This window comes from Thermomonospora sp. CIF 1 (assembly GCF_001896795.1).
In the GTDB taxonomy this organism is placed as follows: Bacteria; Actinomycetota; Actinomycetes; order Streptosporangiales; family Streptosporangiaceae; genus Thermomonospora; species Thermomonospora curvata.
Map to the genome: position 1 here is coordinate 14,250 of NZ_MOYN02000004.1, position 23,156 is coordinate 37,405.

Below are 23,156 nucleotides of genomic sequence, written 5' to 3' on the forward strand. Positions count from 1 at the left end.
GCTAGCTTAGGCAAGCCTTACCTAAATAATCTGCCCTATGCGGTGACAGCCATACACAAGGAAGGACACGCATCCCCCATGCGTACGATGATGCGGCGGCTGGCCGCGACCAGTGCGCTCGTGCTGAGCCTGGGCCTGGTGGCGGCCTGCGGCGGTGACTCTGAGGACGAACCGGCCGCCTCCGGGACGGGCCAGGGCGCCTTCCCGGTCACCCTCACCCACAAGCTCGGCACCACCACGATCAAGGAACCGCCCAAGCGCATCGTCGCGCTCGGCGAGGTCGACCAGGACACTCTGCTGGCGCTGGGCGTGCAGCCGGTCGGCATGGCAGAACTGACCGGCGTGCAAAAGGACGGGCTGGCCCCCTGGACCGCTCCCAAGGTCAAGGACCCCAAGCCCAAGATGCTGCGGGCCACCGACTCGGGGTTCAACCTGGATGAGATCGCCGCGCTCAAGCCCGACCTGATCCTGGCCGGCGGCGACTACTACATCGACAAGGCCTACGACAAGCTCTCCAAGCTGGCCCCCACCACGGCCTACCAGACCGGCCCGTATGAGGACTCCTGGCAGATGATCGCCCGCCAGGTCGCCCAGGCCATCGGCCGTCCCGCCGACGGGGAGAAGCTGGTCGCCGAGGTCGAGGCCAAGCTCAACGAGGTCAAGGACAAGTACCCGCAGCTGCAGGGCAAGGAGTTCGCCTTCACCAGCACCTTCCCCAACGGCAACCTCGGGGTGATGAAGTCCACCGAGGACATCTCCGTCAAGACCCTCAACGGGTTCGGGATGGTGCTGCCCGAGCAGATCAAGAACCTGCCCGGTGACAGCTTCGCCGTCGAGCTGAGCACCGAAAAGCTCGGCGTGCTGGATGTGGACGTGCTGATCTCGCACTACAACAACGACACCGCCCTGCAGCGCAAGTTCGAGCAGAACAAGCTGTTCTCCAGCCTGGATGTGGTCAAGCGCGGCTCGTACGTGGCGCTGGACCTGCAGTCGTTCTGGCCGCTGCGCACTCCCACCCCGCTGTCGGCCCCCTACGTGGTCGACAACGTCGTTCCCAAGATCGCCGAAGCCGCGGCCAAGGCCGACTGACCCCGCCCGGCGCCGGGACGGCGGGGGACCGGCCCCGCCGTCCCGGGCCGGGACGCCCGTGGTGACGACGCAAGGAGGCACCCCGATGACCAACCCGTTCGAGGACCCCGAGGCCGACTACCTGGTGCTCGTCAACGCCGAGGGCCGGCACTCCCTGTGGCCGGTGTTCGCCGCCGTCCCCGCCGGATGGTCCACCGCGTTCGGGCCCGACCGCCGCGAGGCGTGCCTGGAGTATGTCCGCACCCACTGGACGGACCTGCGTCCGCGCAGTCTGATCGAGGCGCATCAGTGAGCTACCGGCACTTTTCCGCCCAGGTCACCCGGGTCACGCCGCTGACCCCGCACATGACCCGCATCACTTTGGGCGGGCTGGAGGACTTCCCCGGCGCGGGACTGGACCACCGCGTCAAAGTCTTCTTCCCGCTGCCGGGCGAGGACCGTCCCGTCTACCCCACCGGCGACGACTGGTGGGAGCGCTGGCAGAGGGAGCCGGTGCGGGCGGTCTTCCGCACCTACACCATCCGCCGGCACCGCCCCGAGCTGGGCGAGGTCGACATCGACTTCGTGCTGCACGGGGACGAGGGGCCCGGGTCCCGCTGGGCGAGCAACGCCCGGCCCGGCGACCACGTGGGGCTGTGGGGGCCGCGCGCCGAGTACGCTCCGCCGCCCGGCACCGACTGGGTGCTGCTGGCCGGGGACGAGACCGCGCTGCCCGCCATCGGAGCCATCCTCGAGTCGCTGCCGCGGGACGCCACCGCCCGGGTGTTCGTGGAGGTCGCCTCCCCCGAGGAGCGGCAGCACCTCGATGCGCCCAAAGGGGCCGAGGTGAGGTGGGTGCACCGCAGCGACGGGGAGTCGCTGCTCGCCGCCGTCCGTGAGGCGGGCCTGCCGCCTGGACGCCCTTATGCCTGGGTGGCGGCCGAGTCGTCGGCCGTCAAGCAGATCCGCCGCCACCTGGTCGACGACCGCGGCATCGACCGGGAGGCCATCTACTTCTCCGGCTACTGGAAACGCGGCGCCGCCCAGGAGTGACCGGGGCTTCCCGTGCGCGGGGAGGGCATCGGGTCCCTGGGCGCGTGCCGTCTCAAAGCCCTGAGAGATCGGGTGGCGTCCGTGGGCGTCGGCTGAGCGCTTATGCCGGGAGCCCGGCGGCTTGGCCGGCCGGTTGTGCGCGGCAGGAGGCCCGGCCGGGTCTTCTGCGGCCCTGCCGGTCGTGTGCGGGGCGGCCTGTCCTTGAGCGCGGGCCGTCAGAGCTTCCGGGACGGCGAGGATGCGGCGTCGTCCGTCAAGATCGGGCTGAATGCGTATACCGGGGGATCCGAGCGGCTGGTCGTGCGCAGAACGTCCCGTAGCGGCCGCCGCAGAACACCTGACATGCCTCGGCCCGGACGGTGGAGGGACACCGTCCGGGCCGAGGGGCTTTCTCAGCAGTTGCCGGTGGCGCGTTTCCCGGCGAAGCGGTCGCCGAGCCAGTCGGTGACGTCGCCGGCGGCCAGCCAGTCGGTGGTCAGGTGCTCACCGGCGTAGAGGCGCCATTGGGTGGTGATGCCGGCCTGGCAGTAGCGCCGGCGGGTGCCGTCCTCGGCCTCGTGCGGGATGATCTCCTCCAGCAGTCCGCGGTACTGCAGCACCGGGAAGCCGATCTTGTAGGGGGCGCCGGAGGCGGGGGTGCCGATGCCCACGCCGAGCTTCTGGGCGTCGATGATCTCACCCCAGGTGGTGCCGTCGGGGCCGGCCAGGGCGTAGATCCGGGGCAGGGTCAGCCGGTCGGTGGTGAAGTCCTCCAGCTTGCGGAAGGCGAAGGCGCCCAGCGTCCCGAACAGGCAGTTGCTCTTGACCTCCTGGACCGCACGCCGGCCCCGGTCGTTGAGCAGCTCGTCGAAGGGCATCTGCGGGTAGGCGGCGCTCAGCCCGACCACCGCGTCGGCCAGGAACCCGGCGAAGGGACCGCCGTTGAGCCGTTCGGCGACCAGCTTCAGGTCGCCGGGCACGCCGCCGGCGGCGGCGCCCACCACGTTCAGCTCGGGGGCGTAGGAGGAGGCCAGCTGCGCGGCCCACAGGGTGTTGAAGCCGCCCTCGGAGTAACCGGCGAGGCCGACCTTGCCGTCGGCGGTGAGCGAGCCGCCGGGGATCTGCCGCGCGGCGCGCACCGCGTCCAAGATCGCATGCCCGGCGTTCAGGCCCACCGTGTAGGTGTGGACCTGGCCGTTCATGTAGCCGACCCCGTCGGAGGCGGCGATCGCGAACCCGGCCTCCAGGAACTTGCGCAGGTTGCCGGCCTCATAGGAGTCGACCTGGGCGCCGGCCATCTGCTTGGAGAGCGCGCACTGCGACCCGGAGCCGAGCGTGCCGGGGCTGAAGGCCACCGTGGGACGGGATCCGCCGCGCGTCCACGCCTTGTCCGGGATCGCCACGAACCCCGATACCGCGATCTTGTCGCCGCGTACGTCGGTGGAGACGTACTTGATCTTCCAGGCCTTCATCTTGACGCCGGGGATCAGCGGCAGCGAGGTCTGCCGGCAGGCGAGCAGGTCCCCGGGGTCGCCGGTGATGGTCTGCGGGACGGTGTAGATGTCCTCGTCGCTGCTTTGGCACAGCGACGGTGCCGCGGCGGCGGCCGGCGGCGCCACCAGGGCGGTGCCGGCCACGGCCGCTCCGGTGAGCATGCAGGTCAGCAGTCGTGCAAGTCGCATCGTCACTCCACTGGGGTGGCGCGCCGGACGGGCGAGCGGGGGCGATCGCCGTCCGGCGGGAAAAGTGGGCACTGACGACTGTGACTCAGGGTGGAAAAGGGTGGTATGAAGCCGTCTCATGCATTGCCATGCGCGTTTAGCATCTGATTCACAATCCAGAATCGGATTCTGGATGAGCGGCTTTCGGCCGTGGTTCGCCCAACCCTCCCGGGGAGAAGCGTTTCCGCAGGTGGCAGGCGCTTGCCAGGGGACGCTCCCGGGGCCGTCGAGTATGGGACGGGCAGCGGGGCCGAGCATGCCATCGCCCCAAGAGAGGGGCTATTTGAAAAACCCGACGGCTTTTCAGTGACCGTTCATCGCCGTGGCGGCCGTCCCTTCCAAGAGATGAACGCCTCAGTGGCCGCCATCCGGCCATCGCATAGACCTATGGGTCGGGTGAAGAAAAAATCGGCGGTGCGGCACCGCAGAGGCGGCCTCGCCGAGACCGCGATGCCCGAGGCGCAGGGCAAAAGGCTCACCCCTCGGGTGTGGCCTCGTGGCCCGGGAGGCCGTGGGTGCGGCGCTCCTCCTTCATGCGGGCTTCATGCAGGTGCCGCCGGCCGCCGGTCAGCTCGTCGCGGACGCGGCGTTCGAACGCCCGGAACGGCTCGTAGTAGGTGTCGTCGAACTCCTCCACGACCTGGAAGGTCCACCGGCCCGGCAGCACGTTGCGGCCCATGATCTGCCGTCTCAGCTCCTCGGCCAGCTGCCGGTGACCGGCCCGGGCCAGCAGGTCGGCCGCGTCCTCGACGGCGAAGTCGGCGCCGCCGATGAGCTGGTGGAAGGAGTACAGGTGCCCGCGGGCGCGCTCGACGGTCTCCAGCGCCTCGCTCAGTTTGCCGACCGCCTCGATCGTGGCGTCATCGGGTTGCCCGGACGGACCAGTGGCGTGCGTCATGCCCGGCCGATACCCGTCTTGGCGGGTCTGCAACGCACGGGGCCGCCGGAGCGGGACGCCCGCCGCGGGTCGGCGCCACCGCTTCGGAAGCGTTGCGCGCCGCGTCACGGGGCCGTTGGAACGGCGAGACCGCGATTCCTCGTGTGCGGTGACGAAAAGACGCTGTGAGGCCCTACAACTCCCGCCCCCCTGTGCCGTCTTGCGGCGACAACAAACGGTCGTCTCGCACAGGACTGGTGATTTCACCGATTTCGAGATGCCCTTTTCGCGCTCAAACTCCTCGCTAGTCCGACCACCCGGTCATGGAGGGCCGAGCGGTCGGCGTGGTCCCTCCCGCCCCTCCAAGGGGACCGGCTCGCGGACTCAAGGCCCGTGAGCCATCGCAGGAAAGGAAGTCCGGTCCGATGAAGCGCACCCTCAAGAGGGCCCTCAGCCTGCTGCCCGCCGCAGCGCTGGCCGCCAGCGCCCTGGTCGCCGCCTCCCCCGCACAGGCGGCGGCCAACCCCTACCAGCGGGGTCCCAACCCCACGGAGGCCAGCATCACCGCCGCCCGCGGGCCGTTCAACACCGCTGAGATCACCGTCTCGCGGCTGAGCGTGTCCGGCTTCGGCGGAGGCAAGATCTACTACCCGACCACCACCAGCGAGGGCACCTTCGGCGCCATCGCCATCTCGCCCGGCTTCACCGCCTACTGGTCCAGCCTGGAGTGGCTGGGCCACCGGCTGGCCTCCCAGGGCTTCGTGGTCATCGGCATCGAGACCAACACCACCCTGGACCAGCCCGACCAGCGCGGTCAGCAGCTGCTGGCCGCCCTGGACTACCTGACCCAGCGCAGCGCGGTCCGCGACCGGGTGGACGCCTCGCGCCTGGCGGTGGCCGGCCACTCGATGGGCGGCGGCGGCTCGCTGGAGGCCGCCAAGGCCCGCACCTCGCTGAAGGCCGCCATCCCGCTGGCCCCCTGGAACCTGGACAAGACCTGGCCGGAAGTGCGCACCCCGACCCTGATCATCGGTGGTGAGCTCGACGCCGTCGCGCCGGTCGCCACGCACTCCATCCCGTTCTACAACAGCTTGTCCAACGCGCCGGAGAAGGCCTACCTGGAGCTGGACAACGCCAGCCACTTCTTCCCGAACGTCACCAACACCCAGATGGCCAAGTACATGATCGCCTGGATGAAGCGGTTCATCGACGATGACACCCGCTACACCCAGTTCCTGTGCCCGCCGCCCAGCACCGGCCTGCTGTCGGACTTCTCCGACGCCCGCTTCACCTGCCCTATGTGATCACTGAACCTTCTCCGGCACGCGACCTGAGATCCGGGGACGGGCCTCAGCGGTGTCCACGACCACGTCCTTCCAGGTCACCGCATCGCCCTTGACCGCCCAAGGCCCGTCCCCGCCGGGAGAGGCGGCGTGCGGAAAAGGTTCACCGCGGCCCCGCCGGCACAAGGCGGGGCCGCCCCCGTCCCCGGCGGCGGCCGTTCTCCTCGCGGCCGCCGCCGGCCTTTTCACAGACGGAATGCAGATCATCACCCGGCCGGAAGACACAGTGCCGTCCATGGACTGGGCGGCATGACGAGCGCACCGGCCGAGAGCGGCAGGTCGGCCTGCCCAGGCCGCAGAGCGGGGCCAAGCCCCGGCACCTGCTGGTCACCCTGCTCGGCGACTACTGGAGCGGACGGCCCGAGCACCTGCCCTCGGCCGCGCTGGTCGCCCTGTTCGGCGAGTTCGGCATCTCCCCGGCCGCCGCCCGCGCGGCGCTGCACCGGGCCGGCCGGGGCGTCGTCGGCGCGGCGGAGGCGCTGCGGGCCCGCACCGAGCTGATGTACGACCGGCTGCACTTTCCCGGCCTCGACCCCAAGCCGCCCGAGGAGCTGCTGCCGGACGACTGGCCGCGCCGGCGCGCCCATGAGGTCTTCGGCGAGCTGTATGACGCTTTCGGGCCGCCGGCGGAGATCCGCGTCCGGCAGACCGTCGCGCGTTCCGCCCCCGAACTGGCGCCGCTCGTCCGCCACCACACCCACCGGGACTCCTGAGCGTCGGGGCGGCCGACCGGCCCCGGTCGCCCGCAGGGCCTGCGGGATGCACCGGTGACCTGGGCGGACGGCGCATCTGCACCGGCGGGCGGGCAAGGCGAAGGACCGTGGTCCCCGGCCGGGGGCCACGGCCCTCACGCGAAGGTCACGGGCAGGAGCCGACGAGTTCGCAGTGGCCGGGGCCGGTCTGCAGCAGGCTGCGCCTGACCGGGCTGCCGCGGGTCCCCATGTAGCCGTTGGAGCCGTTGGCGTAGACCGGCAGAACGGTGCGCGCCCGGCCCGCGCTGACGTGCTCGCCGTTGGTGGCGGTGCAGCACGGCCGCCCGCCGGGCTCTGCGGGCTCACCCGGGCCGGAGGCGCCCAGGCCGAAGAACCCGGCGGCGTGGTACGGCCCGCAGATCAGGCCATAACCCACCGACGCCGTTGCCGCCGTGCCAGATCTGGACGCGGGGCCGCGGCCCGCTATGGCCGGGGTGGGCCGGGCGGATGCGGTCCGCCCCACTGCCGGGGCGGGACGGTGAAGTAGGAGCCGGAGCACGGGCCGAAGGCGCCGGTGGTGAAGTGGTCCTCCTCGGTGTCGGCGCGGCCGTAGGGCATGCCGAAGAAGACCGCGCCGGCGGCGAAGACGTCCGGGTAGGCGGCGGGCATGACGTTGGTGGCCGCGCCGCCGCCGTGGAACAGCACCACCACGGGCGCGTCGCGCGGCGCCGGGGACGAGCACGGACGCACGACGCTCCGCGAAGCGCCGACCACCCGAAAGCAGTGCATATCGAGGAGCGTTCGGTAGATGAACTGTCGCGTGATGGCGAAAGGCGGACAATGGCCCGGCCCCAGAGGTGGGGACGCCCCCGGCCCCGCTCCGCAAGACTTGTCGGCCGAACACAAACCTCTGGGAGACGACCCGAAGGACTGGGCGGATGAACCTTGACGGCATCGACTGGCGACGTCTCAAGCACGCCTACGGCAGGGCCACGGCCATCCCCCGCCTGCTGCGCGAGGCGGCTTCAGACGACGCCGGCCAGGCCGGGGAGGCGGTCGAGAGACTGGAGTCGGTGCTGTGGGAGACCGAGGAGGCGATGGTCTATTCGGCGAGCCCGGCCGTCGTCCCGTTCCTGGCCGAGCTGGCGGCTGCGCCGCGAACCCACCATCGGCCGCGGCTGCTCCGCCTCATGTTCGATATCGCCGACGCGGTGTGGGAGCTGGAGGAGATCGCCGCTCTGGGCGGCGACAGCGACCTTCTCAACTTTCCCGCCCAGCTGGAATGGGCGCGCGCCGCCCGGACCGCGGTCCAGGCTCAGGCGCCGACGCTGGCGCGGCTGCTGGAGGACGGGGACCCGGAGGTCCGTGCCGAAGCCGCTCGCATCCTGGCCCGCTTTCCCGGCCACGACTCAGATCCGCTTCCGGCCCTGCAGGACAGGGCGGCTCGCGAGGAGGACGTCGGCACCGCCGCGAGCATGATCCTCTCGGTGGGGGAGCTGGCCCGCCGGCGCCGGCAGCGGCCGGTCGCCTGGCTGCGGGAACGGCTCCGGGCGGCGCGGGCGCGGGAGGTCCGCGTGGCGGCGGGCGTGGCCCTGGCGCGTTGCGGGGCGGGGCTCGACGACGCCGCATGCGAGGCGATCGGCGCGGAGCTGAGAGCCGAGCGGTCCGCACTTGATGATCAACCGTGGACGTCCTCCCAGGGCCGCGCCGAGTTCCTGCTGTCGGCTCTCAGCGACGACGCAGACACTCATCTCGCCGTCGCGGTGCAGGCGCTGCGAACCACCGACTCCGCCGAACGCCTCAAGGCGCTCCCACTGGCCGGTGAGGTGATGCTGACCTGGCGTGCCGGCCCGCAGACCTTGCTGCCGTCACTGGTGGAACTGTGCGCCGATCCCGAGGCGTCCGTGCGCATCGCCGCCACCCGGCAGATCGTGCAAGGCGGGCCGCGCATCGCGGATGTGGCCGATCGGCTGGCCGAACTGCTGGACGATCCGGAAGCGGAGGTCAGCGGGAACGCCGCCTGGGCGTTGAGCCTCGTCGGTGACGCCCGGGCGATCCCCACGGTGACCGCCGAGCTGGCCGAGCCGCGGCTGCCGATCCCCATCGGCCGCGCGCTGGAAGGCCTGCGGGGCGCCGCCCAAGAGCTGATCCCGCACGTCGCCGCGTATCTGCGGGCGCCGCGGCAGAACCCCGAGCTCCCCGGCGACACGCTGATCGGCGTGCTGATCGGGCTGAGGTCCTGGGGCCCCCGGGCATTGCCGCTGCTGCCGGAGCTGATCGGAGTGCTGGAACGCGGAACGGCGGTCCCCGCCTGTGCGTGGACCCTGGGAACCCTCGGCTCCGCCGCCGCCGCGGCCGTCCCGCATTTGCGCGGCCTCCTGGAGCCGGACGCCGACCCCATCGCCCGGGACGCGGCGGCCTGGGCCCTGTGGCAGATCACCGGGGACGCCGAGGAACCGCTGCGAGTGCTGGGCGAGGGCCTGAAAGGCGGACTGTCCGACCACGCAGTCGAGCTGTTGTGCGGACTCGGTGACCGGGCCGCTCCAGTGGTGAAGCTGATCAGAAGGCATCTGAAAAGTTCGTTGTACGGCACGGGCGCGGCCTGCGCCCTGTATCGCATCACCGGCGACGCCGAACGGACCCTTCCCCGCCTGATCGAGGGCGTCGAGGCCACACCGGTCGGGATGCTGGCGGTGCAGTGCCTGGGCGACATCGGCCCTGCCGCCGCCCCTGCTCTCGCCGCCATCGAGGAGATCGCCACCAGTCCCCGCGTGCTGGCCACCCGTATCGAAAAAGATCTGATCGCCACCGATCTGGCCTACCGGGACATGGCCGTGGCCGCCGCAGAACGCATCCGGCGATGAGCCTTTTTCAACACGACGTTCCCGCAGGCGGGGACGGGGCCTCGAAGTCGAGAACGATGCTGTGACCTGCAATGTCATGACCTCGGATATCGCTCTGGAGGCCGTCTCCGGTTCCCAAGACCACGTGCTGGAATAAGGTTCACTGGGAACCGCGATGTGGCGATTTCTTGATCGGCTGAGAGAACCGCTCGATCGGAACAGATGGCGCCGCCTGAGCCACGCCTATGGCAGCGCCGCCGACTTGCCCGACCGGCTGCGCGCGCTCGCCTCCGATGATCCGCAGGTCGCCGAAAAAGCGCTGTTCGACCTGAACGGCGCCCTGCACCGCCCGTCCTTCACAAGACGACGCGGCCCCGGCGCGCCGGGGAGGCGAAGGCCGGTCGCATAAGGGACCGGCTTCGCCCCCTCCCGGCGCGTGCGGTTTCAGGCCGCCTTCGAGGCGGGCTGCTCGATCTCCAGCCGGACGGCCGGGGGCCGGTGCAGCGTGTTGTGCACGGTGCAGCCCTCCATCGCCCGCTTCAGCCCCTCCAGGTGGGTGGCGGGCAGGTCGGTCGGGCAGCGGACCTGCAGCCGCACCCGGGGGATCCGGGCGGGGCGGGCCATGGACATCGTGTAGTCGGCGGTGACCTCCAGGCCCTCGCTGCGCAGCCCGTGCCTGGCCAGGTAGCGGCGGCCGTAGTGGGCCGCGCAGGCGGCCAGGCTCGCGACGAACAGCTCCACGGGCGTGGGGCCGGCGTCCCGGCCCCCCGACCGGTACGGCTGGTCGACGCGGATGACATGGTCGCGAACCAGGATCGCGAACTCGTCGCCCTCCTGGTGGAGGACCGTGATCTCGTCCAATGCGCCCGCCTCCCTCATGGGGCCGATCTGACCGGTTCACAACCAGGTTTCCCCAGGTCAGCGAGGTGTTCGCAGGGACGAAGGTCCTCTGGGGCGACCTCGATCGGCCCGCTAGATGAGACCGAGGGTCAGCATCGCCTCGGCCACCCGGGTGAAGCCGTCGATGTTGGCCCCGGCCACGTAGTCGCCCGGCATGCCGTAGGCGTCGGCGGTCTCCAGGCAGCGGGTGTGGATGTCCTGCATGATCTGGCGCAGGCGGTTCTCGGAGTACTCAAACGACCAGGAGTCGCGGCTGGCGTTCTGCTGCATCTCCAGGGCGCTGGTGGCCACCCCGCCGGCGTTGGCCGCCTTGCCCGGCCCGAAGGCCACCCCGGCCTCCCGGAAGATGCGGATCGCCTCGGGCATGGTGGGCATGTTGGCGCCCTCGCCCACCGCGATGCAGCCGTTGCCGACCATGGTGCGGGCGTCGGCGCCGGTGATCTCGTTCTGGGTGGCCGACGGCAGCGCCACCTCGCAGGGGACCTCCCAGACGCTGCGGCCGGGGACGAAGACCGCGCCGCTGCCGGCCCGCGCCTTGGCGTACTCGGAGATCCGCTGCCGGCGGACCTCCTTGATCTCCTTCAGCAGCGGCAGGTCGATGCCCTTTTCGTCCAGCACGTAGCCGGAGGAGTCCGAGCAGGCCACCACGACGCCGCCGAGCTGGGTGACCTTCTCGATGGCGTAGATGGCCACGTTGCCGGACCCGGAGACGACCACCCGCCGCCCGTCGAAGGAGGCGCCGCGGGCCTTGAGCATCTCATCCACGAAGAAGGCCAGCCCGTACCCGGTGGCCTCCGGGCGCACCTGCGCCCCGCCCACCAGCAGCGGCTTGCCGGTCAGCACCCCGGACTCGTAGCGGTTGGTGATGCGCTTGTACTGGCCGAACAGGTAGCCGACCTCGCGGGAGCCCACCCCGATGTCCCCGGCCGGGACGTCGGTGTGCTCGCCCAGGTACCGGTACAGCTCGGTCATGAAGCTCTGGCAGAAGCGCATGATCTCCGCGTCCGAGCGGCCCTTGGGGTCGAAGTCGGAGCCGCCCTTGCCGCCCCCGATGGGCAGGCCGGTCAGGCTGTTTTTGAAGATCTGCTCAAAGCCCAGGAACTTCACGATGCCCAGGTTCACCGAGGGGTGGAAGCGCAGGCCCCCCTTGTAGGGGCCCAGGGCGCTGTTGAACTCGACCCGGAACCCCCGGTTGACGTGGACCTCGCCCTTGTCGTCGGTCCACGGCACCCGGAAGATGATCTGCCGTTCCGGTTCGCAGATCCGCTCGATGATCTTTGCCTCGGTGAACTCCGGGTGCTTGGCGATCACCGGCCCCACGCTCTCGAACACCTCGCGTACGGCCTGGTGGAACTCCAGCTCACCAGGGTTGCGCCGGACGACCTCCTCAAAGATCGGCTCAAGCCTCTCGTGCACGTGTATTTCCTCCCAACAAGTTCCTCATCAGCCTAGTTGTGCCTGATCACAGCCCGTCATCGGGGCAGGTCCCGACTTCCGGGACGCCCGGGGCCGTCCAGTGGAGAGGCGGAGGATCCGGTGCTCTGGCGGGTCCGGGCGGCGGTGGGACGGCCGCATGGACGGTACCGGCGGGCAGGGGTGTGGTCCCGTGCCCCGCCGGACGTGCTGCCGGGGCCCACCGCAGCTCCTGAGGCTGCCTACCCGGAACGGGCCCGCGCAGACCGCGGCGGAAAGAAGTGAACGCTTTTCAGGCGCGTGGCCCAGGAAGCCGGGGGCGGGGGCCCGGGCGGTGCCGGCTGCCGCGATGCCCCGTCTCAAGCCGCGGCGACGGCGTGTTGAAAAAGCCGCCGAGCGGGCGGCGGCGCGGGAGGACATTCCGGCGGAGAACGGCCGGGAAGGCCGAAGGGGGAAGAACGAATCCGCCGGGGCCGACCCGGGATTCCCGCGAGTGCGGAGAAAAGCGGGCTCATATCGAACGTCCCAGGTCAACTGCGGTGAAACTTCCTCAAGGCGCTCGTGGGGCGGGGGAGCTGCCGGGGGAATACCGTTTCCGGGAATCCTCTTTGCGCGTCCGTCTCTTGGCGTCCTTGGCGGCGCTGCTACTTTCGGTGCCCATTCGGTCGGACACAAAGGAGCACCGATGGTCAAAGCTTCGTATCGTGCGGCACTCGTCGGGACCGTCGCGGCCGGCTGCCTGGCGTTCGGCGCGGCGGCGGCGCACGCGGACTTCGGCACCTCGGCGGAGTTCCGGGACAACGCGTTCAACGTCAAGGTCGACCGGCAGCGGGTTCCCGACAGGACCACCGACGGCAATCCCGTCACCGCCCTGCTGGGCGGCCTGCTCGGCGGGAACCTGCCCGTCCTGAACTGACCCCGCGCCGGATCGGCCGCGGCGTCGCCCGCCGCGCGCCCGGCGGGGTTCCGCCGGCGGGCGCCGAACCTTTCAACGCGGCGTTCCCGCAGGTCGAAGCGGACGTGTCGGATTCGGCGGCGCGGTGGCCCGGGCGGGCGAAGGCGGGCGCCGTGTCGGCTTCCGCGCCCGGCGCCGCAGGGGGCGCTCAGCCGAATGCAGGTGGCCCGGCGGAGGAATCCGCCGGGCCACCTGGGCTTTTGGAGCCCCGTTCTTGCGGCTCGCCCCACCGACCTCCCCGAAAGCCCCTCCCCATCTCGCCCCGCGAACCCATTAACGGTCTTCCCTAAATCCTGTGATCTAAAGACCGAAAAGTGGCGTCCCGCGTCGGAAAAAGCGCGATCATGCTGGTGCGGCGACGGACTCTCCGGCTTCGGAGAACAACAGACTGAAAATATTTCGTATCACATGACACAGTTGCTCATAATGAGCTTGGTAAGCTGCGTCATATCCAGCGGCCGGGCGCTCAGCAGCCGGAGGGGGCGGCCCTGTACCGACAGGTGCGCCGCATTGGGGGAGACCGATGGGACGCCACCCCATAGTCGTCGTGGACATCAAGGAATTCGGCAGGCGTCCCGACGGTGCCCAAAAACAGCTGCGCAAACGGCTCTACCGGGTCATGTGGAACGCGCTGGACGCCGCCGGGATCGTCCGGGAAGACGTCCACCCCCCGCAGGACCGAGGCGACGGGGCGTTCTGGATCCTGCCCACCTGGGTATCGCCGGCCGAACTGACCGGCCCGCTCGTCCGGCAACTGCACCGGGAACTGCAGCAGGACGCCGACAGCGACCCCGAAGGCGCCATGCGCGTCCGCGTGGCGCTGCACATCGGCAAAGTGAGCAAAGACAGCAACGGCTGGGTGGGAACGGATCTGAACACCGCCTGCCGCCTGGTGGACGCCGACGAGCTGCGCCGCGTGCTGGAACTGGGCGCACGCCCCCTCATGGCGTTGATCCTCTCCCGGCAGTGGCGGGAAGAAGTGCGGCACCGGCACATCGAGGGACTGGACCTGAAGTCCGGCTGGCCGGTACGCATCGCCGTCAAAGAGGTGGCGGACACCGCCTGGATCCACCTGCCGGGCCATGAAGACCTCACCGTGCGGCTGTGGCGGATCCAAAAACGGTGGGAGGAGCTGCTGGCCCTGGAAGAGCAGGTCCGCACCCGGCGCGATGAGATCGCCGAACGGCTGACCTCGGTGCCCGACATGCCCGACCCGCCGCCCGAGCTGCGCCGCGGCCGGGACCTGCTGCCGCTCTGGGAGCTGGTCGAACTGGACGCCGAGGTCTTCCAGCAGGCCACCGAGCGCTGGTGGAAGCGGATCACGAAACTGGGGCGGCGCGTCGAGAAGATGAAGGCCGAGCGCGACGAACTGCGCAAGACCATCGAGGCATTCCAGGCGAGACAGAACCAAAGCGGGCTGGCCGAGGACCTCCACCTGTCGGCGGCCTACCGCCGCGCCCGCGACCTGCTGTGGCACGCCCCCTGCGACCTGCCCCGGGCCAAAGCCGCGGTCGACGACTACATCCAGGAGATATGGCGCAAGCTGCACCATGACCTGAACGCCGGGGGGCGGGCATGACGGCGTGCGCCCAGCCCGGCTGCTCGGGGTACATCGACCAGGGCGGCTTCTGCAACGTGTGCGGCTGCGCCCCGCCCGGCCGGCCCTGGTGGCCCGTCAGCGACACCCTCCTGGGCGGCACCGTCGTCAGGCGGAGCGTGCTCGTCGGTCCCGGCCGGGCGCACATCGACGAGGCGGCCGTGCTGCCGACCGTGTCGGCCCGCGACCCGCTGGAGCTCACCCGGCCGCCGCGCCCCTCCCAGGAGTCCTCCTCGGAGCCGACGCTGCGCGAGGACGAACTGGTCGGCGACCAGTACCGGATCACCGGGACCCTGGCCCGCGGCGGGCTGGGCTGGGTCTACCTCGCCAAGGACGAGCGGGTCGGCGACCTCGTCGCGGTCAAGGGACTGATCGACCCGCACACCGACCGTGCCCGGGAGCTGGTCGACGCCGAACGCAAAGCGCTGGTCGAGCTCGACCACCCCAACATCGTCCGCATCAGGAACTTCGTGCGGCACCCCGACCCGCGCAGCGGCGAGCTCATCGACTACATCGTGATGGAGTACGTCGTCGGGCAATCCCTGCAGGAGATCGAGGGGGAGGCGCGCAGAGGCGGCCATCCGCTCGGCGGCCCGCTGCGGGCCGAGCACGTGGCCTCCTACGGCCTGGAGATCCTCGACGCGCTGGACTACCTGCACGGGCGCGGTCTGCTGTACTGCGACATGAAGCCCGCCAACGTCATCCACAGCGGCGACCAGATCAAGCTCATCGACCTGGGGGGCGTCCGCAGGATCGAGGACCGCTCCTCGCCCGTCGTCGGGACCCCCGGGTTCCAGGTCCCCATCCAGGAGATCACCGAGCAGGGCCTGACCGTGCGCTCAGACCTTTACGCGCTCGGCAAAACCCTGCAGGCGTTGCTGGACGTCGCCGAGAACGGCTCCGCCGAGGAGACCGAGTCCCTGCGCCAGGTGATCGCCCGCGCCGCCCACTCCGACCCCGAGGCCCGCTTCGGCTCCGCCGCCGAGATGGCCGAACAGCTGGGCGGCGCGCTGCGGGAGATCCTGTCGCTGTACGACGGACGTGAACGTCCCGAACCCTCGGCGTTCTTCGCCACCTCCCCGATGCCGCTGGACGGCGGGCTGGGCACCGCGCCGCCGCTGCGGTGGTGGACGGCCGGGCCGGCCCCCCGGCTCGACGAGCTGGCGAAGAACACCCCGCCGTCCGCCCCCGCGATCGCCACCGGCCTGCCGGCGCTCCGGGTGGACCCCGCCGACCCGGCGGCCGGCTTCCTGGAGACGGTCGGCGCCGACGACCTGGGCATGCTGCTGAGCAAGCTCGCCCAGTTCGACCGCGACTCCGCCGCGATCGAGCTGCTGTCCTGCCGGGCCAGGCTGCACCTGGGCGACCTGCAGGCCGCCGAGCGCCACCTGGCCAAGGCCGAGGAACTGGTGGAACCGGGCGGCCGGATGGCCTGGACCGTGCCCTGGCACCGCGGGCTGCTGGAACTGGCCCGCAGGGACGTCGCCGCCGCCCACGCCTGCTTCACCCGGGTCTACGCCGCGCTGCCCGGCGAAGGCGCCCCCAAGCTGGCGCTGGCCCTGTGCGCCGAGCACCTGGGCCGCCTCGACCAGGCCGAACGGCTCTACCGGGCGGTGTGGCTGCCGGACCGCTCCCAGGTGGGCGCCGCCTTCGGGCTGGCCCGGCTGCGCCTGGCCGCGGGACGGCGCGGCGCGGCGGTGCAGATCCTCGACGAGGTGCCCGAGTCCTCCCGCCACTACGACGCCGCCCGGCTCGCCGCGATCCGTGTCCTGCTGGGGCACCTGCCGGCCCCTCCGGACGGCAAGGCCCCGCCCACGGTCGATGACTTCCGCAAGGTGCTGGACCGGCTGCCCGGCCTGTACCTGGACGACCAGTCCCGGGATCGGCTGGTGGCCGCCGTCCGGGAGGCTGCGCTGGCCCACGCGTCCGAGCTGGAGGGGATGGACGGCGGGGCGGTGCTGGGGGCGCAGGTGACCGAGCGCGGGCTGCGCCTGCTGCTGGAGCGGTCTTTGCGCACCATCGCCCGGCAGGCGCGCGACCGCCGGGAGCACGACGCCCTCATCGACCGCGCCAACGCGATCCGGCCGTGGACGGTGGACTGAGCGACCTCAGGGGGTGGGTGCATGGAGGCCCGGAACGGTTTCACCGTGCAGGTGAGCCACAAACCGTTCCTGCCGGTGGACGATGACGAGATCCAGGCCGTGCTGACCGTCACCGCCCGGGGGACGGCGCCGCCCGCCGGGCCGCCGCGGCACGCCGAGGTCATCGTGGTGGACTGCTCCGGCTCGATGGGCGTGCCGGCGACCAAGATCTCCGCCGCCCGGCGGGCGACCGTCGCGGCGCTGCGGGACCTGCCGGACGGCACCCTGTTCGCCGTGGTGCAGGGGGCCGAGCGGGCGCGGATGGTCTACCCGGCCCACAAGCGCCTGGCCGAGGCGTCCCCGCGCACCCGGGCGGAGGCGATCGCGGCGGTGCAGCACCTGGACTCCAGCGGCGGGACCGCCATGCACACCTGGCTGGCGCGGGCCCGCCGCCTGCTGGCCGGCTCCACCGCCGACATCCGGCACGTCATCTTGCTCACCGACGGCCACAACCGGGCGGCGCAGACGGCGCTGGAGGAGGAGGTCGAGCGGTGCGTCGGGGTGTTCTCCTGCGACCCCACGGGCATCGGGGAGGACTGGGAACCCCGGGACCTGCTGATGATCGCGCGCCGGCTCGGCGGGCGGGCCCGGGCCCATGCCGACGGCGGGGCGGCGGAGCTGGAGGCCGACTTCACCGCCGTGACCCGGGCGGTGATGGCCAAACGGGTGCCCGCCGTGCGGCTGGTCGTGCGGACCCTGGCCCATGTGGAGGTCGGCTTCCTGCGGCAGATGTTCCCCACCCGGGTGGAGCTGACCCCTGAGCGGATCTCCCCGGACGGCTGCACCGTGGAGTACAACCTGGGCGCCTGGGGCGAGGAGCTCCGCGAGTACCTGATCAGCCTGCGCTTCCCCAAGACCGGCATGCCGGGCCGGTCGGCGGGCATCCGCCAGCGGCTGGCCCGGGTGGACCTGTGGGCCGGCCGGTCGGCGGGCGAGTCGCCGGACGTCTCCGCGCCGATCGCGGTGGAGTGGACCGACGATCCGCGGCGATCCACCGTGATCAACCCTCAGGTGAGCCACCATGTCACGCAGCTGGAGCTGAACGCGCTGGTGGAGATCGGGTACGCCGCCTACCGCGACGGCGACAAAGGGAACGCGGCCCGGTACTGGGCTCGCGCCCTGAAACTGGCGGCCGAGGTGGGCAACGCGGAACTCCGGCGGCGACTGCAGGAGGCGCTCTACTTCGACGGGGACGTGCCGCGTCTGCGCGAGAACGTCCGGCTCATCGACAGCAAGCTGCTGAACGTCGCCTCCAACGTCTTCATCCCCAGCAGTTCGGCCGCCTCCACCCCCGGCCGCCCGGCGCCGCCGCCCGCCCGCCGCTGCCCCGAGTGCGGCCGTCCCGTGGCCGCCGATGCGCGCCGTTGCACCGGCTGCGAGACCCGCCTGGACGACGACCCTGAGAGCGTGTGAGGGAGAGTCCGATGGCGCAGACCACCGATGCCGCCGCTCCGGCCTCCACGGCGCCGCCCAGGCGGACGCCGGCGAGCGCGACGCTGCGCACCCTGCTGGTGCAGCGGGCCTGCCTGGTGATCGTCACGCTGGTCATGCTGGTCACCTCACTGGTGACGCTGCGGGAGATGGAGCGCGGCGTGGCGGAGATGCGCACCCGCACCGCCCCCGCCGCCCTGGAGATCGGCGAGGCCCGCCGGGCGCTGGCGGCGGCCGACCGGGCCGCGCTGGCCGGTTTCGCCGAGGGCGAGTCCCGCCTCACCGGCTTCCGCCCCGGCGAGGAGTACCAGTACCAGCTCGACATCGCCAACCAGAGCCTGGCACAGGCCGCCGAGGACAACTCCGTCGGCGAGGAGGGCGGGCGCATCCTGCAGATGGTGGAGGGACTGCTGGTCTCCTACACCGGGGCGATCGGGCGGGCCGGAGCGCACTTCCAGCAGGGCCACACCGTGCTGGCCGCCTCCGACCTGTGGAACGCCACGCGCCTGATGCACTCGGAGAACGGCATCCTGGCCCAGCTCGCCGACCTGCAGGCCAAAGAGCACGCCCGCTTCCGGGCCGAGGCGTCCGCCCAATGGTGGACGGGCTGGGCGGCGCTGCTGTGGGCCGGGCCGCTGGCCGTGCTGCTGCCGTTGCTGCTGGCCTCCCAGGTCTACCTGGCGCGCCGCTTCCGGCGGGTGCTGAACCTGCCGCTGGTCCTGGCCACCGCCATCGTGGTGATCGGGGCGCCGCTGGTGGTGGTGCACGCCGCCGACTCCAGAAGCGAGCTGGCCGCGGCCCGGCGGTCGCTGGTGCAGATCACCGAGGCCGGTGACGCCGCGGTGGAGCGCGCCGGCACCCGGGGGCGGCACCTGATGGCCGGTCTGCTGGAGGACGAGTGCCCCGACGGGTGCGGCCCCACCGTGGACGAGTTCATCGAACGCCATCGGCAGAGCCTGCCGCCGGAACGGGACCAGGACTCCTCCGACCGGTCCATCGCCGACAGCAGGCGCATCGACGCGGCGATCGCGAAGGCACAGCTGAGCACGCTGACCGCCCCCGGCGTCAGCGCCGCGGCATTGGCGGTGCTCGCGCTCATCGTCTGGGGGTTCCACCCCCGCATCGGCGAATACCGGTTCGAGGCCAGGTGACGGCTCCATGGCGCACAAGGCATTCCCCCGTTCCCGCAGGCTGCTGGCGCTGCTGACCGCGCTGGTGACGGCCGTCTCGGCGGCCGGCGCGTGTTCCGTGGCCGCCGACCGTTCCGTGACCGTCCTGGGCCCCTGGAGCGGGGAGGAGGGACAGGCCTTCCGGGAGGTGCTGGACCGCTTCACCGCCCGGACCGGGATCACGGCCGCCTACCAGGGCACCTCCGCGGTCAACGAGGTGCTGCGCTCCAAGGTGCGCGAGGCCGACCCGCCGGATGTGGCGATCTCCTGGAGTCCCAGCGAGCTGTCCCGCTACGTCCGCAGCGGGCACTTGCGGCCGTTGACGAACGTGGTGGACCGGCGGCAGCAGCAGGCGTACCGGCGGCACTGGCTGCTCCCGCAGGGGGACGACATCTATGCGATCCCCATCAAGGCCAACCTCAAGAACCTGATCTGGTACCGCGTCGACGACCTCGACCGGCGGCCCGGCACCTGGGCGGAGCTGATGGAGGTCGGCGAGCGGCGCAGGGAGCGCGCCCCCTGGTGCCTGGCCCTCAACGACAGCCCGGCGGCGGGCTGGCCGGGCACCGACTGGATCGAGAACATCCTGCTGCACCAGTCCCCCGACCACTATCGCCGCTGGGCCACCGGTGACCTGAAGTGGGCGTCCCCCCAGGTCACCAGGGCCTGGGAGACCTGGGGGCAGATCGTCACCGGGGAGGGACTGGTCCAAGGCGGGGTGAACAGGGCGCTGCTGGCCGACTTCCGCGACGCCGGACGCTCGATGTTCGCCCGGCCGCCCGGCTGCATGATGGTGCACGCGCCCTCTTTCGCCGTGGACTCCTTCCGGGAGGGCGGCGATCCCGGGGGACGGCCGCTGACCCCGGGGCGGGACTTCGACTTCTTCCCGTTCCCGAGCTTTGCGGACTCCGGTGCGGGCTCCGGCGACAGACCGGCCAACGTGTCGGCCGACCTGGCGGCCATGTTCCGCGACACCCCCGAGGCCCGGCGGCTGATGGCCTTCCTGGCCTCCCCCGAGGCCCAGCGGATCTGGCCGTCCCGCCCGCACAGCAGCGCCTTCTCCCTCAACACCCAGGTGCCGGAGACCGTCTACGGGCGGGACGAGGTGCGCCGGCGGATCGCACGGCTGCTGCACGCCTCCGGCGACGCGATGTGCTTTGACGCCTCGGACGCCTTCCCGCCCACGATGCGCAGCGCCTTCAACCAGGCGGTGCTGGAGTATGTGAACGATCCCCGCCGGCTTTCCAAGCTGCTGGAGGAACTGGACCGGGTGCGCGCCGCGGTCGATCCCCAGGAGTGGGTGGTGGCCGCCTGTGCGGACGACCGCAACTGACCGGGCCGCTGCGTTCAGCTGATTTCAGGAAAACCGAGGCGTAACTTCAAGGTTACCGTTTTTCCTGTTAAAGTACGGCTCGGGCTGCCGCCGGAGGGGGAGAACGTTCGTGGTATATGGGGCCGAGCGGCGTCTGGCCGTTCTGCTATCGGCGGTCATCGTATTGACTGCGGGGATCGGTTATTTCGGTTCCGGACGGGCGAACGCGAAACCGAAATTCACGCCGCGTCCCGGGCCGGTTTTCAACAACCCCGGCGGCACCACCGCCCAGCAGTACGCGATCATGCGGCAGATCGAGCGGAACATCGACGCCTCCCCGCGCGGCTCGGTGATCCGCATCGCGATCTACAGCATCACGCTGGACCGGTTCGCCGCCAAGCTCATCGCCGCCCACCGCCGCGGGGTGCACGTGAAGGTCCTGATGGACGAGCACGCCGTCAACGGGCTGTGGAAGCGCCTGCGCTCGGCGCTGGGCGGCACCGCCACCACCAAAAGCAAAGGCAGCTTCGCCGCGCTGTGCCCCGCCGGCTGCATGGCCCCCCACTACCACAGGGAAAACCCCTCCTCGCTGCACTCCAAGTACTACCTGTTCTCCGGAGGCGGCAAGAGCAAGCGCACCGTGACCGTCTCCAGCGCCAACCCCACCAGAAGACAGGCCGAGGCCGCCTGGAACAACAGCTACACCGTGGTGGGAAATCCAGGGCTCTACAACGCCTACGTGAAGAATTTCAACGACATGGTCAAGGCGTCCAAGGGAGCCCATAAGAAGAACTACTACTGGACCCACGGAAAGAACCCCAAGGCGTATTTCTGGCCGAAGGCCCGCAGCGGCAGCGACACGATTTTGAACATGCTCAAGCTGGTGTCCTGCTCCCGCCGGCACCCCAGCCGGGTCCGCGTCGCGATGTTCCAGTGGACCGATGGCCGGATCGCCCTGGCCCGGCGCCTGGCCCGCATGGCCGACAAGGGCTGCCAGGTGACCGTGCTCTACACCCGCAGCGCGATCTCCTCCTCCGTCCGCAAGACCCTGGCCGACTCCAAGGTCACCGTCCGTGACTCCACCTACAAGACGCGTGCGGACGGGTACGCCAAGCACTACACGCACAACAAGTACGTGCTGATCGACGGCCGCTACAACGGGGTGAGCAACCGCAAGATCGTGCTGACCGGTTCGGCCAACTTCACCATCAACGGCCTCTACCACAACGACGAGGCCAACCTCCGCATCATCAGCTCGTCCGCCTACCGGGCCTACCTGAAGAACTTCCAGGACCAGCTGGCCGCCGTCCCGGCCGCAGCGGCCCGGGCCCGCGCCGAGGGCCGCCTGCCGGAGATCCCCCTGCACCCCGACGACCTGCGCGACAGCTGACCGCCCACAGCGCCCGCCGTGCCCGGGAGTCCTTCGAGGCGGTCTACTACGCGCTCCGGTGACCGGTTGCCAGAGGACGCCGGACCTTGTTCAACCCCGGGACGGGGGAGGCGATGATGGTCCGATGACCGATCGAGCCGGCACGGAAACCGAGGGGAAGGCCACGGAAGGCGGCCTCACCGGGTGGGAGGCCGCCTGCGCCGACCGCACCCGGCAGACCCCGTTCCTGGCGCTGCACGGGCCGCGGCTGCTGGCCAACGTCCAGGACATGGCCGCCCGGGTCGCCTCCCGCGGCGGGCGCTCCACACCCCACCTCAAAAGCCACAAGTGCCTGGAGGTGGCCCGCGCCCAGCGCGCGGCCGGTGCCACCAGGGCGACCGTGGCCACCGTCGCCGAGGCCGAGGTGGCCTTGGCGGCGGGGTTCGAGTCCGTCCTGGTCGCCTACCCGCCGCTGCCCGGCGAGCACACCCGGGCCCTGGCCGACCTGGCCGGACGCTGCCACGTCACCGTCACCTGCTGCCGTCCCGAGCACATCGCGGCCCTGGCCGCCACCGGGGCGCCGTTCGACGTCTACTGGGAGGTCGATTCCGGTACCCGCAGGCTCGGCACCCCGCCGGGGCCGCAGACCGCCCAGGCCGTCGCCGCCGCGCCCTTCGATGCGCGGGTCCGGCTGCGGGGACTGATGACCTTCGCCGGTCACGCCTACGGCGCCACCGGCGAGGCCGCCCTGGCCGCCGTCCGCGACCAGCAGGACCGCGCCCTGGAGGAGACCCGGCGGGCGCTGGCCGAGCGCGGCCTGGCGGCGCCGGTGCTCAGCGTCGGCGTCACCCCGCTGGCGCGGCTGGACACCGACCTGGCCGACGAGTACCGGTACGGCAACTACGTCTTCTACGACGCCACCCAGGTCGCGCTCGGCGGCCCGGACTCCTCCGCCTGCTCGCTGGCCGTCATCAGCACGGTGGTGGACGTGCCCGCCGCCGACCGGCTGGTGCTGGACGCCGGTTCCAAGAGCCTGCCCGCCGAGCGGATGACCGAGCTGACCTTGGGCTTCGGCCTGGTGGCCGGCCGCCCCGGCCTGGTGATCGAAAAGCTCTACGAGGAGCACGGCCTGGTCCGCTCGGCGGGGCCGCACGGCCTGAAGCCGGGTGATCGGGTGGCGGTGATCCCCAACCACGCCTGCACGACGGTCAACCTGTTCAGCCGGTACGTCGTCTACGACGGGGAGTCCTTCACCGACACCTGGCCCATCCGGGCGCGCCGCCGCTGACGTCC

At 71.3% G+C, this 23,156-nt stretch carries 21 protein-coding genes; 14 read left to right on the forward strand and 7 right to left on the reverse strand.

Going from position 1 to position 23,156, the window contains the following annotated elements; genetic code table 11:
• Positions 1 to 78: 78 nt before the first annotated feature.
• The 3 genes from BUE48_RS01920 (at position 79) to BUE48_RS01930 (ending at position 2,121) form a co-directional block, all read left to right on the forward strand.
• On the forward strand, positions 79 to 1,089 hold the full coding sequence (locus tag BUE48_RS01920; RefSeq protein WP_083789744.1) for an iron-siderophore ABC transporter substrate-binding protein: 1,011 nt from the start codon (positions 79 to 81) through the stop codon (positions 1,087 to 1,089).
• Positions 1,090 to 1,174: 85 nt separating this feature from the next.
• On the forward strand, positions 1,175 to 1,381 hold the full coding sequence (locus BUE48_RS01925; RefSeq protein WP_012850771.1) for an MbtH family protein: 207 nt from the start codon (positions 1,175 to 1,177) through the stop codon (positions 1,379 to 1,381).
• Positions 1,378 to 2,121, forward strand: coding sequence for a siderophore-interacting protein (locus tag BUE48_RS01930; RefSeq protein WP_012850772.1), 744 nt, complete (start codon positions 1,378 to 1,380; stop codon positions 2,119 to 2,121). Before BUE48_RS01925 ends, BUE48_RS01930 begins: the two co-directional genes overlap by 4 nt.
• A 392-nt stretch (positions 2,122 to 2,513) precedes the next feature.
• Here BUE48_RS01930 and BUE48_RS01935 read toward each other — a convergent pair whose 3' ends face one another.
• Both BUE48_RS01935 and BUE48_RS01940 read right to left on the reverse strand, forming a co-directional pair.
• A complete protein-coding gene (locus BUE48_RS01935; RefSeq protein WP_286988550.1) occupies positions 2,514 to 3,782 on the reverse strand; it encodes a lipase family protein in 1,269 nt (422 codons plus the stop codon).
• Positions 3,783 to 4,296: 514 nt separating this feature from the next.
• Positions 4,297 to 4,719 (reverse strand): hypothetical protein, encoded by a 423-nt coding sequence (locus tag BUE48_RS01940; RefSeq protein ID WP_012850774.1) that lies wholly within the window; start codon positions 4,717 to 4,719, stop codon positions 4,297 to 4,299.
• A 404-nt stretch (positions 4,720 to 5,123) separates the two neighbouring features.
• On the opposite strand from BUE48_RS01940, the gene BUE48_RS01945 reads away from it, so the two are divergent.
• Together BUE48_RS01945 and BUE48_RS01950 are read left to right on the forward strand one after the other, a co-directional pair.
• Positions 5,124 to 6,002: an alpha/beta hydrolase family protein gene (locus tag BUE48_RS01945; protein ID WP_286988551.1), complete on the forward strand. Its 879-nt coding sequence runs from the start codon at positions 5,124 to 5,126 to the stop codon at positions 6,000 to 6,002.
• Positions 6,003 to 6,364: 362 nt separating this feature from the next.
• Entirely contained in the window at positions 6,365 to 6,754 is a 390-nt protein-coding gene (locus BUE48_RS01950; protein ID WP_286988579.1) for a PaaX family transcriptional regulator C-terminal domain-containing protein, read from the forward strand.
• Positions 6,755 to 6,899: 145 nt separating this feature from the next.
• On the opposite strand, the gene BUE48_RS01955 is transcribed toward BUE48_RS01950, so the two are convergent.
• Together BUE48_RS01955 and BUE48_RS01960 are read right to left on the reverse strand one after the other, a co-directional pair.
• Positions 6,900 to 7,169: a hypothetical protein gene (locus BUE48_RS01955; protein ID WP_041439208.1), complete on the reverse strand. Its 270-nt coding sequence runs from the start codon at positions 7,167 to 7,169 to the stop codon at positions 6,900 to 6,902.
• Positions 7,170 to 7,216: 47 nt separating this feature from the next.
• Complete coding sequence (locus BUE48_RS01960) at positions 7,217 to 7,483, reverse strand: hypothetical protein (protein ID WP_041439210.1); 267 nt, start codon at positions 7,481 to 7,483, stop codon at positions 7,217 to 7,219.
• 188 nt (positions 7,484 to 7,671) lie between these two features.
• On the opposite strand from BUE48_RS01960, the gene BUE48_RS01965 reads away from it, so the two are divergent.
• A complete protein-coding gene (locus tag BUE48_RS01965; RefSeq protein ID WP_286988552.1) occupies positions 7,672 to 9,597 on the forward strand; it encodes a HEAT repeat domain-containing protein in 1,926 nt (641 codons plus the stop codon).
• Between the two features lie 139 nt (positions 9,598 to 9,736).
• Here BUE48_RS01965 and BUE48_RS01970 read toward each other — a convergent pair whose 3' ends face one another.
• From BUE48_RS01970 to gdhA, 3 genes are all read right to left on the reverse strand, one after another.
• Positions 9,737 to 9,922: a hypothetical protein gene (locus BUE48_RS01970; RefSeq protein WP_041439212.1), complete on the reverse strand. Its 186-nt coding sequence runs from the start codon at positions 9,920 to 9,922 to the stop codon at positions 9,737 to 9,739.
• 98 nt (positions 9,923 to 10,020) lie between these two features.
• Positions 10,021 to 10,437 (reverse strand): OsmC family protein, encoded by a 417-nt coding sequence (locus BUE48_RS01975; RefSeq protein ID WP_012850779.1) that lies wholly within the window; start codon positions 10,435 to 10,437, stop codon positions 10,021 to 10,023.
• Between the two features lie 111 nt (positions 10,438 to 10,548).
• Positions 10,549 to 11,892: an NADP-specific glutamate dehydrogenase gene (gene gdhA, locus BUE48_RS01980; RefSeq protein WP_012850780.1), complete on the reverse strand. Its 1,344-nt coding sequence runs from the start codon at positions 11,890 to 11,892 to the stop codon at positions 10,549 to 10,551.
• A gap of 682 nt (positions 11,893 to 12,574) precedes the next feature.
• Here gdhA and BUE48_RS01985 point away from each other — a divergent pair.
• From BUE48_RS01985 to BUE48_RS02020, 8 genes are all read left to right on the forward strand, one after another.
• A complete protein-coding gene (locus BUE48_RS01985) occupies positions 12,575 to 12,805 on the forward strand; it encodes a hypothetical protein (protein ID WP_012850781.1) in 231 nt (76 codons plus the stop codon).
• Positions 12,806 to 13,367: 562 nt separating this feature from the next.
• On the forward strand, positions 13,368 to 14,423 hold the full coding sequence (locus tag BUE48_RS01990) for a hypothetical protein (RefSeq protein WP_012850782.1): 1,056 nt from the start codon (positions 13,368 to 13,370) through the stop codon (positions 14,421 to 14,423).
• Positions 14,420 to 16,543 carry a serine/threonine protein kinase gene (locus BUE48_RS01995; RefSeq protein WP_012850783.1) on the forward strand — a complete coding sequence of 708 codons (2,124 nt, stop codon included), beginning with the start codon at positions 14,420 to 14,422 and terminating at the stop codon, positions 16,541 to 16,543. Before BUE48_RS01990 ends, BUE48_RS01995 begins: the two co-directional genes overlap by 4 nt.
• 21 nt (positions 16,544 to 16,564) lie before the next feature.
• On the forward strand, positions 16,565 to 17,995 hold the full coding sequence (locus BUE48_RS02000) for a vWA domain-containing protein (RefSeq protein ID WP_012850784.1): 1,431 nt from the start codon (positions 16,565 to 16,567) through the stop codon (positions 17,993 to 17,995).
• A gap of 11 nt (positions 17,996 to 18,006) precedes the next feature.
• Positions 18,007 to 19,164 (forward strand): GlnX family signal transduction membrane protein, encoded by a 1,158-nt coding sequence (locus BUE48_RS02005; RefSeq protein ID WP_012850785.1) that lies wholly within the window; start codon positions 18,007 to 18,009, stop codon positions 19,162 to 19,164.
• A 7-nt stretch (positions 19,165 to 19,171) separates the two neighbouring features.
• Positions 19,172 to 20,515: an ABC transporter substrate-binding protein gene (locus BUE48_RS02010; RefSeq protein WP_286988558.1), complete on the forward strand. Its 1,344-nt coding sequence runs from the start codon at positions 19,172 to 19,174 to the stop codon at positions 20,513 to 20,515.
• Positions 20,516 to 20,798: 283 nt separating this feature from the next.
• Positions 20,799 to 21,884, forward strand: coding sequence for a phospholipase D-like domain-containing protein (locus tag BUE48_RS02015; RefSeq protein ID WP_169312978.1), 1,086 nt, complete (start codon positions 20,799 to 20,801; stop codon positions 21,882 to 21,884).
• A 124-nt stretch (positions 21,885 to 22,008) separates the two neighbouring features.
• The gene (locus BUE48_RS02020; RefSeq protein WP_012850788.1) at positions 22,009 to 23,151 is read left to right on the forward strand and encodes an alanine racemase; all 1,143 of its coding nucleotides are present in this window, start codon (positions 22,009 to 22,011) and stop codon (positions 23,149 to 23,151) included.
• The last annotated feature ends 5 nt before the right edge of the window (positions 23,152 to 23,156 follow it).